Origin of the sequence: Pseudonocardia aurantiaca, assembly GCF_039526725.1 — a bacterium.
In the GTDB taxonomy this organism is placed as follows: Bacteria; Actinomycetota; Actinomycetes; order Mycobacteriales; family Pseudonocardiaceae; genus Pseudonocardia; species Pseudonocardia aurantiaca.
Genome location: NZ_BAAAJG010000027.1, coordinates 301,112 through 312,666, shown reverse-complemented (window position 1 = coordinate 312,666; position 11,555 = coordinate 301,112). Strand labels below are relative to the sequence as shown.

Genomic DNA, 11,555 nt, shown 5'->3' with positions numbered 1-11,555 from the left:
TGAACAGCTCCATACCCCCAGGTCGGCCGGGGCTTCGGGGCTCCGGTGGTTATGTCCACCTTTCGTGGGGCAGACTCGGAAGCGCCTGCCGTACGCGCAGGAGAAAGGGTCCGCCGCGAGCCCATGGACTTCCGCTCCCCCTACCGCCACGGCTTCCTGCGCGTCGCCGCGTGCACGATCCGCACGTCGATCGCCCAGCCGGACGCCAACGCGGACGCGGTGCTCGCCGTCGCCCGGGAGTGCCACGAAGACGGTGTCGGGCTCGCCGTCTTCCCTGAGCTGACGCTCTCGGGCTACTCGATCGAGGACATCCTCCAGCAGGAGGCGCTTCTCGACGCCGTCGAGGACGCGCTGCTCGAAGTCGTGGCCGCGTCGGCCGATCTCCTTCCGGTGCTCGTCGTCGGCGCTCCCCTTCGCTACCGGCACCGCGTCTACAACACCGCCGTCGTGGTCCACCGCGGCCGGGTGCTCGGCGTGGCCCCGAAGTCCTACCTGCCGACCTACCGCGAGTTCTACGAGCGCAGGCAGATGGCCCCCGGCGACGACCTGAGCACGACGATCCGCATCGGCGGACCGGACGGCGCTGAGGTGCCCTTCGGCCCCGACCTGCTGTTCGCCGCCGACGACGTGCCCGGCTTCGTGCTGCACGTCGAGGTCTGCGAGGACATGTGGGTGCCGGTGCCGCCCAGCGCCGAGGCCGCCCTCGCGGGCGCGACCGTGCTGCTGAACCTCTCCGGGAGCCCGATCACCGTCGGCCGCGCGGACGAGCGCAAGCTGTTGTGCCGCTCGGCGTCGTCGCGCTGCCTGGCCGCCTACGTCTACGCCGCAGCGGGTGAGGGCGAGTCGAGCACGGACCTGTCGTGGGACGGCCAGACCATGATCTACGAGAACGGCGTGCTGCTCGCCGAGAGCGAGCGGTTCCCGCGGGGCGCGCGGCGCTCCGTGGCAGACGTCGACCTCGGCCTGCTGCGGGCCGAGCGGATCCGGATGGGCACGTTCGACGACAACCGCCGCCACCACGCGGCCCGCACCGACTCCTTCCGGCGGGTGGAGTTCCGGCTCGACCCGCCCGGCGGGGACATCGGGCTGCTGCGGGAGGTGGAGCGCTTCCCGTTCGTGCCCGCCGATGAGACGCGCCTCGAGCAGGACTGCTACGAGGCCTACAACATCCAGGTCTCCGGGCTGGAGCAGCGCCTGCGCGCGATCGGCCACCCGAAGGTCGTCATCGGGGTGTCCGGCGGGCTCGACTCGACGCACGCCCTGATCGTCGCGGCGAAGGCGATGGACCGGGAGGGCCGGCCGCGCAGCGACATCCTCGGCTTCACGCTGCCCGGCTTCGCCACCGGCGAGCACACGAAGGGCAATGCCACCCGCCTCGCCGAGGCGCTCGGGATCACGTTCACCGAGCTCGACATCACCGAGACCGCCCGGCTCATGCTGGCGAACCTGCAGCACCCCTTCGCCCAGGGCGAGCCCGTATACGACGTGACGTTCGAGAACGTGCAGGCCGGGCTGCGCACCGACTACCTGTTCCGGGCGGCCAACCAGCGCGGCGGCATCGTGCTCGGCACCGGCGACCTGTCGGAGCTGGCCCTGGGCTGGTCCACCTACGGCGTCGGCGACCAGATGTCGCACTACAACGTCAACGGCGGCGTGCCCAAGACCCTCATCCAGCACCTCATCCGCTGGGTGGCCGGGTCCGAGCAGTTCGACCCCGAGGTCTCCGACGTGCTGCGTTCGGTGCTCGGCACCGAGATCACCCCCGAGCTGGTGCCCACCGGCGAGGACGAGCAGGTGCAGAGCAGCGAGGCGACGGTCGGGCCGTACAACCTGCAGGACTTCTCCCTCTTCCACGTCCTGCGTTACGGCTTCCGGCCCTCGAAGATCGCCTTCCTCGCGTGGCACGCGTGGCACGACCCGGACACCGGCGACTGGCCCGCCGGATTCCCCGAGGACAAGCGGCCCAGCTACTCGCTCGGAGAGATCCGGCACTGGCTCGAGGTGTTCGCGCAGCGCTACTACGGCTTCGCCCAGTTCAAGCGCTCCGCCATGCCGAACGGGCCGAAGGTGTCGGCCGGCGGGTCACTGTCACCGCGCGGCGACTGGCGCGCCCCGTCCGATATGTCGGCGCGGATCTGGCTGGAGGAGATCCAGCGCGAGATCCCGGAGGGCTAGGAGCGCCCGGAATGGCCGTGCCGGACGACTACGACGAGGTCGCCGAGACCTACGCGGAGCGGCTCGGCGACGAGCTCGCGGGCAAGCCCCTGGACCGGGCGCTGCTGCGGGCGTTCGCCGAGCAGGTGGCGGCCGGCGCCCCCGGCGTTGTGGTCGACGTCGGCTGCGGCCCGGGGCACGTGACCGCGTTCCTGGCCGGGTGCGGACTCGGCGTGGCGGGCCTGGACGTCTCGCCGCGAATGGTGGCCGTGGCACGGCGGCGCGAACCGCGCCTGCGGTTCAGCGTCGGATCGGTGCTCGACGTCGACGCCGCGGACGCCTCCTGGGCCGGAGCGGTGGCGTTCTACAGCCTCATCCACCTCGACGACACCGACATGCGCCGCGCACTCGCCGAGCTGTGCCGGCTGGTCCGCGCCGGCGGGCTCGTGCTCGTCGCGGTGCACACTGAGCACCTCGAGCACCCCGGCGCGGCCGTCACCCGAGTCGAGGACCTCTGGGGGCACGCGGTCGAGCTCGACTTCCGCTACATCCCGGCCGCCACCCTCGCCGCCACGGCGGAGGGGGCCGGGTTCGAGGTCGCGGCTGTGCTGGAGCGCGAGCCGCATCCAGCGGTCGAGGCCCCGACACGCCGGGCGTACGTGCTCCTGCGCCGCCCATAGGCCTAGCGAGCCGCGACCGGCAGCACGAGGCGGGAGCGTCCGTCGAGGGTGATCACGCGGTGCGACGGCCGCGTGCGCGTGCCGCTCGCGGCGGGATCGCCGGTCCCGAGGTTGCGAGCGAGCCGTGGGTGCGCGCCGCCGGAGACCTGCAGCCGGATGCGATGCCCGGCCGGGAACCGGTGCGCCAGCGCGTCGAGCTCCAGCCGCACGACGTCGCCGTCCCCATCCGCCGCAGTGAGCCGGACGAACCCGTCCGCGAGGTTGCGGGAGCGGCCCTTCGGGTCGACGTCGCAGATCCGGACGAACAGGTCGGCGTGCGGGTTGTCGCTGCGGTGCACGAGCTCGACGACCGGGACGCCCACGACCTCCAGATCGGCCGCGAGCGGCTCCCCGGTGAACGTGCGGACGTCCGGGCGGGACTCGAGAGCGCGGTTGTCCCTGACGCCTGCCGCGCCCGAGAGGACCCGGCCGCCGACGGCGGGCGTCGGGTCGGTGGGGTCGTAGGTGAACGCGACGGAGCCGTCCGTCGGTCGGGTGGTGTCGAGCGCGCCGCCCTGCTTCGGGAAGAGCACGTGGTCGGCAGCGGGCGGAGGCCACTCGCGCAGGCCGCGCCACCCGCCGTCAGCCCCGGTCACCTCGATCCGGACGGGCGCCGGCCGCTTGCGCCCGGGCCGGCCCGCGAGGTGCTCGCCGAACCAGTCGAGCGCCTCGTGCGCGCTACCGGGACCGGCCTTCCCGACCGTGTCCAAGTGCGTCCAGGCGCCCATCGTCAGCGCGACGTCGAGTCCGCGCCGGTGCAGGTGGGCGTACTGGGCAAGGGTCTGGTCCGCGAACAGGTCGTACCAGCCGCCGACGAGGAGCAGCGGCACCTGCACGCGGTCGAGCGCCGCGTCGAGCTGCGCGCGCTTCCAGAACGGGTCGCCGGGGTCGGACCGGCTCACCCAGTCGCGGTACCAGGGGGCGCGCCCGGCGAGCACCCCCTCCCCCGCGTCCGCGAGCGGGAGGCTGTCGAGCCCGGGGCGCAGTCGCCGGTCCGCCGTCGCCATCCGCACCAGGCCGTTGACGATCCCCGGCTCCTCCTGGTGGGCGACCATCTCGCTCCACCCCAGGAAGTCGCGCAGCGAGAACGCCCCGAGGCCGTGGGTGGCCCGGTTGAAGTCGTGCGGGCCGACAGTGATGATCGCCGTACGCAGCTCGGGGGGCGGGTCCATGAGCAGCGCCCATTGCGTGAAGCCCAAGTAGGAGCCGCCCATCGTGGCGAGCCGCCCGTCGAACCACTCCTGCTCGCGCAGCCACGCGACCGTGTCCTGACCGTCGTCGACCTCACGGACCATGGGCTGGAAGTCGTCGCCGGAGCCGAACGTGCCGCGGCAGCTCTGCAGCAGCACGTGGTAGCCGCGGGCGGCGTAGACGCGGGCGGAGAACAGGCTGTTCACCCCCGTTCGCCCGTAGGGCCCGCGGACGAGCACCGTGCCGTGGGCGGTGCCCGCCGGGGCGTAGTGGTCGGCCAGCAGCTCCACCCCGTCGCGCATCGGGACGCGCAGCGCGCGCGTCACGGTGTAGCCGGAGCCGCGTGGCAACCGCCAGAGGGCGCTGATCGCCCGGTCGGCGAGCCGGGCGCCGCGGCTCGGCGACTCGGGTTCCGCGGTGGGCGTGGTGCGCGAGGTCGGGGTGGTCGTCATGCGCTCCAGCCTCGACCGCGGGGGCGGTTGCCGTCTAGGGATCCTTGGTCCTGAACAACTCCGCCCGTCACGCAGTAGGGCCGAGTTGTTCAGGGCGCTCCTAGCCTAGATCCGGCGGTGTCACACCGACGGGCGGCGGGTGAGCGGCTCCCGAAGGCCGAGGTGCTCGCGCAGCGTGGTGCCCGTGTAGGCGGTCCGGTAGACCCCGCGCTCCTGCAGCTCCGGCACCAGCCGGTCGACGATGTCGTCCAGCCCGTCCGGGGTGAAGTACGGCGACACGTTGAAGCCGTCGAGCGCCCCCGCCCGCGCGAAGTGGGCGAACTTGTCGGCCAGACCCGACGGCGTCCCGACGTGGCCGCGTTGCGGGCCGAGCCGGATCACGGTCTCGCGCAGCGTGAGCTTCTCGGCCTCGGCGACGTCGCGCCAACGCTGGACGATCGTGCGCGGGTCGGTCCAGCGGCGCGTGCCCATCGTGCCGGTCGGCTCGGCGACAACCGGGTCCTCCGCGGGCAGCGGGCCGTCGGCGTCGCGGCCGGCGAGGTCGAAGCCCCACACCTGGCCCGCGATGGCCAGCGCGGTGGCCTGCGTGACCTGCCGCATCCGGATCCAGCGGGCCTTCTCCTCCGCCTCCTCCTCCGTGTCTCCGATGATGATCTCGGTGCCGGGCAGGATCTTCAGGTCGTCCTCGGGGCGGCCCACGGCCCGCAGCCGCGCGCGCATGTCCGTGGCGAACGCGAGCGCGTCGTCGAAGTCGCTGCCGTGGGCGGAGAAGATCACCTCGGCGTTGCGGGCGGCGAAGTCGCGGCCCTCCCCGGAGTCACCGGCCTGGAAGATCACCGGGTGGCCCTGGGGGCTGCGCGGCAGCGTCGGGGCGATGTCGACGTCGAACTGCGCCGTCGTCGCCCGGACCGGCGTGATGGACCCCGGCCGGGCCCACGCCGAGCTGCCGGCGGTGCCTGCCCAGTCGCCGGACCACGAGTCCCACATCGCGCGTGCGACGTCGAGGAACTGCTCTGCGCGCAGGTACCGGTCGGCGTGGTCGAGGAAGCCGCCGCGGCGGAAGTTCTCGCCGGTCCAGGCGTTGTCGGTGGTCACGACGTTCCACCCGGCGCGGCCTGCGGAGAGCAGGTCGAGGCCCGAGAGCCTGCGGGCGAGGTCGGCAGGCTCGTTGAAGGTCGTGTTCTGCGTGGCGACGAGCCCGATCCGGGTGGTCAGCGCCGCCAGCGCCGCGAGCTGGGTGATCGCGTCCGGCCGGCCCGCCACGTCCAGCTCGTGGATCTGCCCGCCGGACTCCCGCAGCCGCAGGCCCTCCCCGAGGAAGAACGCGTCGAAGAGCCCGCGCTCGGCCGTGGTGATCATACGTCGGAACGACGCGAAGTCGATCTGGGAGCCGCTCTCGGGCTCCGACCAGATCGTCCAGTGGTTGACGCCCTGGAAGAACACGCCGAGGTGCAGCTGCGCGTCCGGGCGGGGCAGGTCGGCGGTCGAACCGGTCATGCGGAGACCTCCTCGGCGGCGAAACGGTTCTGCGGGCGGGGCAGGCCGAACGTCGAGCGCAGCGTCGACCCGGCCACGGGGCGCGCCGCGACGCCGGCCTCGAACAGGGCGGGCAGCACCCGCGCGGACAGCTCCTGCAGGTCGTCGTCGAGCACGAGTGGATGCAGCCGCACCCCGTCCGCAACGCGGGCCAGCTCGGTCAGCAGCGCGACGAGCCCCGCGGCGGACCCGACGTGTCGCAGCCGGCCCGTCGCCGGCCGGCCGGCGTGCGCGTCGAGGGCGCCGAGCCGGTCGGGCGCGGCAGCCGCGGCGGTGTCGAGCGCGACCTCGACCTCCGCGAAACGCAGCCCGGCGCCCGTGCCTGCGGCGGCGACACCCGCCACGTCCGCGGCGGTGACCAGCTCGACGTCCACCTGGTCGGTGGGCAGCAGCCCGGCCGGGGCGAACACCACGAGCTGCCCCTGTGGCGGGCGCGGCACGATCGCGGGCCCCTTCACCGAGTACGTCTCGCCCACGAAGTCGACGTAGTGCAGCTTGGTGCGGTCGAGGTAGCGGCCGGTCGCGACGTCGCGGATGGCGGCGTCATCCTCCCAGGAGTCCCACAGGTCGCGGTTGACCAGCACCGCGTCGCGGGCCTCGCGCCGCAGCGCGGCCTCCCCGCCGACCACGGGCCGCCCGAGCGCGGCGGCGACCGCCGGCTCCGGGCTGGTCACCACCAGCCAACCGGCGCGTCCGGTGCTCACGAAGTCCAGCGACGCGAGCTGCGAGGCGACGTGGAACGGCTCCGTGTAGGTGGTCGCCACCACCGGGGCGAGACCGAGCACGCTCGTGCTCGCCGCCGCGAACGCGGCCCGCTCCACCGCACCGATCCGGCCCGCGACCCCACCACCTGGTGGGAGCAGCGAGTCGTCGAACGTCGCCAGCGTGAACCCCGCGTTCTCGGCGTGCTGCACGAGCTGCCGCACCCGCCCCGGGACGAAGGACTGTTCGGGCGTGTGCCGGGAGCGGCGCCAGGCGGCGGGATGAGCGCCGTCGCCGTCCAGCTCGACGGCCAGGTGCAGGGGTGGTGGCACGGTTCCTCCTCCAGGAGCGGGACGGCGGGGACGGCGGCGGCCCACACAGAACGCAACAGCGCAGCCGCCGCCCTGCATCCCGCCTGCTGCCGACGGGTGCCGTATACCGTGTACGAATGCCCGGCGATGTCCAGATCCGGCAGCTGGAGTACCTCGTCGCGCTCGCGCACGAGCGGCACTTCGGGCGCGCGGCCGCGGTCTGCCACGCGAGCCAGCCCGCGCTGTCGGCTGCCCTGCGCAAGCTGGAGCAGTCGCTCGGGGTCACGATCATCCTGCGCGGGCGGCGGTTCGAGGGCTTCACGCCGGAGGGCACGCGGGTGGTCGGCTGGGCGCACCGCATCCTGGCCGAGCGCGACGCCCTGCGCACCGACCTCGGCCGGATGCGCCAGGGCCTCACCGCCACATTGCGCATCGGCGCCATCCCCACCGCCGTGCCGGCCACGGCGCTGCTCACCGACGCCTTCACCGAACAGCACCCGCACGCCCGCGTCCGGGTCGAGGCGCTGTCGTCGCGGGACATCGGCCGCCGCCTCGCCGAGTTCGACCTCGACGCCGGGCTCACCTACCTCGACGGCGCGCTCTCCCCTGCCGCCGTGGAGCTGTACCGCGAGCGGTACTTCCTGCTCACGCCGGAGGATGGCCCACTCGCCGGCTGCCAGAGCGTCGGGTGGGCCGAGGCGGCCGAGCTGCCGCTCTGCACCCTGGTGTCCTCGATGCAGAACCGGCGCATTCTCGACGACGCCGTACGCGCCGCGGGCGCGCAGCTTGCACCGGTGGTGGAGACGGACACGGTGGCGGCGCTCTACGGCCACCTCACGAGCGGGCGCCGTTCCACGATCATCGCCCACCCCTGGCTGCACACCCTGGGCGTGCCGCCGGGACTGCGCGCGATCCCGCTCCCGGAGGTGCGGCCGCGCCCCACGATCGGGCTGATCACCGCCGACCAGCAACCCACGTCGATCGTGGCTGAGGCGCTGCTCGATGTAGTGCGCGGGCTGGACGTGGCCGACGCGCTCGATCTGTCGGCAGCGCATGTGCTCGGCCGCGGGAGCGGGCTCCCGGATCAGTCGTCGAGCGTCTCCTCGGCCGTCTCGTAGAGCCGGATCAGCACGTCGAGGCCCGTGATCTGGATCGGCCGGAGCGCAGCCCTCGTGGCAACCACCCGCAGGCCGGCTGCCCCGCCCGCCTCCCGCACGCGCGTGGCGGTGGCGGCGAGGATGTGCAGCCCCGGCGACCCGAAGAAGGTGACGCCGGACAGGTCGAGCACCAGCGTGCGGCCGGCGAGCCGGGCGAGGGCGTCGTCGACCGCGGCGCGCAGCCGCGGCGCCGTGACGAGGTCGACCTCGCCCGCCACGGCGACCAGGACCGCGCCGGACCGCTCGTCGGTGTGGACAAAAATGGCACCGGCGGGGAGGGACGACTCGTGGCTCTCGTCGGTGTTCCCCATGTCCGGACGTTACCGCCGTGCCGCCGGGTCCGAGCCGATCCGATCGGCCACCTGCCACCATCCCGAATACCCGCCGCTCCCCCGAGAGGAACCGCATGACAGCGCACGAGCTCGACCCGACTCCCGAGACGACGATCGACGTCTTCGACCGGGACACACCCGCGGTCCTCACCGTCGACCCGGGCGACACGGTGGTCGTGCGCTCGCTGGACGCCTCCGGGCACCTGGAGCGGCAGGAAACGCCGGGCGAGCAGAAGCCCCTGATGATCACCGACCGGCGGGGCCACTGCCTGACCGGTCCGATCGCCGTCCGCGGCGCCGAGCCGGGGAACGTGCTCGCGGTGCACCTGCAGTCGCTGCGACCCGGTGAGTGGGGCTGGACGGGTTCGGCTGTGAAGGACAACTGGCTGACGCGGCGGCTGGGGCTCGCCGACGGCCCCCCGTCATGGCTGTTGTGGGAGCTCGACGCCGAGAAGGCGCTCGGCACGGACAACCACGGGCACACGGTTGCGCTCAACCCGTTCCTCGGGGTCACCGGACTGCCGCCCGCCGAGCGCGGCGCGCACTCCACGATCCCGCCGCGCACCGCGGGCGGTGGCAACATCGACTGCCGCGAGCTGGTGGCGGGCTCCACGCTGTACCTGCCGGTGACGGTGCCGGGCGCGAACCTGCTCCTGGGCGACGGCCACGCCGCCCAGGGCGACGGCGAGGTCAGCGGCACCGCGATCGAGTGCCCGATGACCACGGAGGTGGTGCTCGACCTCGTTGAGGAGCCGCCGGCGCCCGGCATCCACGCTGTGACCCCCGCAGGCCGCATCACGTTCGGCTTCCACACCGACCTCAACGAGGCCATGGCCGATGCCCTCGACGCGATGCTCGTGTGGATGACCTCGCTCTACGACCTGGACAAGGCCACCGCTCTCGCCCTGGCGAGCCCCACCGTGGACCTGCGCGTCACGCAGGTGGCGAACCAGACGTGGGGCGTGCACGCGGTGCTCCCCCACGGGGCCATCGGGTGACCCTTGGTATGGGGACTGTCAGCCCGGGAGGCGCGGCGCCACCGCGCGGGCCAGCGCTGTCGCGTAGCCGCACTGGTCGGTCTCCTGCCCGGGGCCGAACACGAAGACCCGGACGATGTCGGCGTGCGGCGCCCCGTCGGAGCCGGGGAACTGGCGCTGGCTGATCTGGGCGAGGCAGTACCGGCCGGGCTCGTACTTGTAGGCGCCAGGCAAGTCACCGAAGACGGTGGGCGGCCCGTCGGTCTCGTCGAGCGCGTAGCGGCGGTAGAAGTCGATGCGCACAAGGTGCTCGGACCTCACCGGGTTCCAGATGCACCCCCAGTTGCCGTACTCGGCCTCCGGCGGGGCGGGGTCGCCGGGCGGCACCACGGCCAGGTCGCCCGGCTCGATCAGCGTGCAGGCGTCGACCGTGGCGAGCGGGCTGGTGTCCTCGAGCGGCGTGCGGATGCCGACACCGCGCTCCTTGATGGTCCGCAGCGCGAAGTCGGTGCCGGCCTCCGCGATGGCGCACAGGTCGGTCGCGCCCGCGTCGGTGAGCTCCGCCTGAATTCCCACGACGGTCTTGTCCGGGAACACCAGGCGGCGCTCGCAACGATTGCCGTCGAGGGGCTGGCGCACGACCGTGAGCTCTCCCTCGTACGCGAACTCGGCCGCGGGATCCGGCGAGCTGACCTCGGCGTCGGACAGGAAGTCGACGGTGAACGTGACGACGGCCTCCGACGGGAGGGTCAGGTCGGTGCGGCAGGCGGAGAACTCCGTGTTCTCCCGGTCGACCACCGCCTCCCCGTACCGGTTCAGCACGGCCGGGTCGACGAGCGAGCACGGGTCGGCCGTGCGCGGATCCCCGATGGAGAGCGGGGCGGGGACCTCGGCGGCGCTGCTGGCGGCCGGGGCACTCGTGGGCGCGCCTGTGGACCCGGCCGCCGACGGCTGCCCCGTCCGGGCGGTTTCGGCGCCGAAAAGCGCGACGGCTGTGACCACACCCGCGACGAGGACGAGCGCGAGCACGGCGGCGAGGATCCCCCAGCTCGACCGGAACTTCTGCGGGGCCGGCTGGGCGACGGGGAGCGGGACGGCCCGCTGCGTCGGCTGAGCCCCGGGCGGCGCCGGCCGCCACGCGGCGACGGACTGCAGCGCGTACTGCGCCTGCTGCGCCGTCGGGCGGGCGGCGGGGTCGTCGGCGGTGAGGTGGCGCAGCACCTCTCCAAGAGGGCCCGCGCGCTGCGGCGGGGGTGCGCCGCCCTGCCCAATGCGGGTGAGGAGCGCGAGGACGTTGTTCTCGCCCATGCCGAACGGCGGCCGGCCCTCGACCGCGGCGTACAGGGTGGCGCCGAGGGAGTAGACGTCGCTGCGCGCGTCGGTGCCCTCGCCGCGCGCGGTCTCGGGGGCGAAGTACGCGGGGGTGCCGGTGAGCACCCCGGTGGACGTGAGCGCCGGGGTGGCCGCGGCGTGCGAGATGCCGAAGTCGGTGAGCTTCGCCGTCGAACCGGGCCCGGCCTCGCCGGACGGCCCGCGGGCGATCAGGATGTTGTCCGGCTTCACGTCCCGGTGGACGACGCCGGCCGCATGTGCCGCGGCCAGCGCCCCCGCTATCTGGGCGCCGATCTGGGCGACGTGCGCCGGGTGCAGCGCCCGGTGCTCGGCGAGGACGCTGCCGAGGCTGCGCGAGGGCAGGTACTCCAGCACCAGCCACGGCTCGCCGCCGTCGGTGACCACGTCGAAGATCGTGACGACGTTCGGGTGGTGCAGGGCCGCGGCGATCCGCGCCTCGCGCATCGTCCGCTCGCGGGACATGCCGGTCTCACCGTCATGCTGCAGGTCCAGCCGCACCTGCTTGATCGCGACCTCACGGCGGAGCAGCTCGTCGGTGGCCCGCCACACCGAACCCATGCCGCCCTCGCCGACGAGCTCGTGCAGCCGGTACCGCCCGGCCACCACAGTGCCCGAGTCACCCGGCCCGTTGTCCGTGATCATGTCCCCCCACAACAGCTCGCGGTGAGCTT

At 73.6% G+C, this 11,555-nt stretch carries 9 protein-coding genes; 4 read left to right on the top strand and 5 right to left on the bottom strand.

Annotated elements, in window-relative coordinates; genetic code table 11:
* Positions 1-123: 123 nt before the first annotated feature.
* Both ABD143_RS34420 and ABD143_RS34415 read left to right on the top strand, forming a co-directional pair.
* Positions 124-2,175, top strand: a complete 2,052-nt coding sequence (locus ABD143_RS34420; RefSeq protein ID WP_343986681.1) for an NAD(+) synthase — start codon at positions 124-126, stop codon at positions 2,173-2,175.
* 11 nt (positions 2,176-2,186) lie between these two features.
* Positions 2,187-2,834 (top strand): class I SAM-dependent DNA methyltransferase, encoded by a 648-nt coding sequence (locus ABD143_RS34415; protein WP_343986678.1) that lies wholly within the window; start codon positions 2,187-2,189, stop codon positions 2,832-2,834.
* 2 nt (positions 2,835-2,836) lie between these two features.
* Here ABD143_RS34415 and ABD143_RS34410 read toward each other — a convergent pair whose 3' ends face one another.
* From ABD143_RS34410 to ABD143_RS34400, 3 genes are all read right to left on the bottom strand, one after another.
* Positions 2,837-4,516 (bottom strand): CocE/NonD family hydrolase, encoded by a 1,680-nt coding sequence (locus tag ABD143_RS34410; protein WP_343986675.1) that lies wholly within the window; start codon positions 4,514-4,516, stop codon positions 2,837-2,839.
* A 120-nt stretch (positions 4,517-4,636) separates the two neighbouring features.
* On the bottom strand, positions 4,637-6,013 hold the full coding sequence (locus tag ABD143_RS34405) for an NtaA/DmoA family FMN-dependent monooxygenase (protein ID WP_343986673.1): 1,377 nt from the start codon (positions 6,011-6,013) through the stop codon (positions 4,637-4,639).
* Positions 6,010-7,086, bottom strand: coding sequence for an LLM class flavin-dependent oxidoreductase (locus ABD143_RS34400; protein WP_343986670.1), 1,077 nt, complete (start codon positions 7,084-7,086; stop codon positions 6,010-6,012). Before ABD143_RS34400 ends, ABD143_RS34405 begins: the two co-directional genes overlap by 4 nt.
* Before the next feature lie 116 nt (positions 7,087-7,202).
* Between ABD143_RS34400 and ABD143_RS34395 the strand changes: the two genes are divergently transcribed.
* Positions 7,203-8,183, top strand: coding sequence for a LysR family transcriptional regulator (locus ABD143_RS34395; protein WP_343986667.1), 981 nt, complete (start codon positions 7,203-7,205; stop codon positions 8,181-8,183).
* Here the strand turns inward: ABD143_RS34395 and ABD143_RS34390 are convergent.
* The gene (locus ABD143_RS34390; protein ID WP_343986664.1) at positions 8,150-8,533 is read right to left on the bottom strand and encodes an anti-sigma factor antagonist; all 384 of its coding nucleotides are present in this window, start codon (positions 8,531-8,533) and stop codon (positions 8,150-8,152) included. The genes ABD143_RS34395 and ABD143_RS34390 overlap by 34 nt on opposite strands.
* Positions 8,534-8,628: 95 nt before the next feature.
* On the opposite strand from ABD143_RS34390, the gene ABD143_RS34385 reads away from it, so the two are divergent.
* On the top strand, positions 8,629-9,552 hold the full coding sequence (locus ABD143_RS34385) for an acetamidase/formamidase family protein (RefSeq protein WP_343986661.1): 924 nt from the start codon (positions 8,629-8,631) through the stop codon (positions 9,550-9,552).
* 18 nt (positions 9,553-9,570) lie between these two features.
* Here ABD143_RS34385 and ABD143_RS34380 read toward each other — a convergent pair whose 3' ends face one another.
* Positions 9,571-11,526 (bottom strand): serine/threonine-protein kinase, encoded by a 1,956-nt coding sequence (locus ABD143_RS34380; protein ID WP_343986658.1) that lies wholly within the window; start codon positions 11,524-11,526, stop codon positions 9,571-9,573.
* Between the last annotated feature and the right edge of the window lie 29 nt (positions 11,527-11,555).

Excerpts from the sequence above, each read along its gene's own strand:
- ABD143_RS34420 (WP_343986681.1), top strand. The coding sequence starts at position 124 with ATGGACTTCCGCTCCCCCTACCGCCACGGCTTCCTGCGCGTCGCCGCG.
- ABD143_RS34415 (WP_343986678.1), top strand. The coding sequence starts at position 2,187 with ATGGCCGTGCCGGACGACTACGACGAGGTCGCCGAGACCTACGCGGAG.
- ABD143_RS34410 (WP_343986675.1), bottom strand. The coding sequence starts at position 4,516 with ATGACGACCACCCCGACCTCGCGCACCACGCCCACCGCGGAACCCGAG.
- ABD143_RS34405 (WP_343986673.1), bottom strand. The coding sequence starts at position 6,013 with ATGACCGGTTCGACCGCCGACCTGCCCCGCCCGGACGCGCAGCTGCAC.
- ABD143_RS34395 (WP_343986667.1), top strand. The coding sequence starts at position 7,203 with ATGCCCGGCGATGTCCAGATCCGGCAGCTGGAGTACCTCGTCGCGCTC.
- ABD143_RS34390 (WP_343986664.1), bottom strand. The coding sequence starts at position 8,533 with ATGGGGAACACCGACGAGAGCCACGAGTCGTCCCTCCCCGCCGGTGCC.
- ABD143_RS34385 (WP_343986661.1), top strand. The coding sequence starts at position 8,629 with ATGACAGCGCACGAGCTCGACCCGACTCCCGAGACGACGATCGACGTC.
- ABD143_RS34380 (WP_343986658.1), bottom strand. The coding sequence starts at position 11,526 with ATGATCACGGACAACGGGCCGGGTGACTCGGGCACTGTGGTGGCCGGG.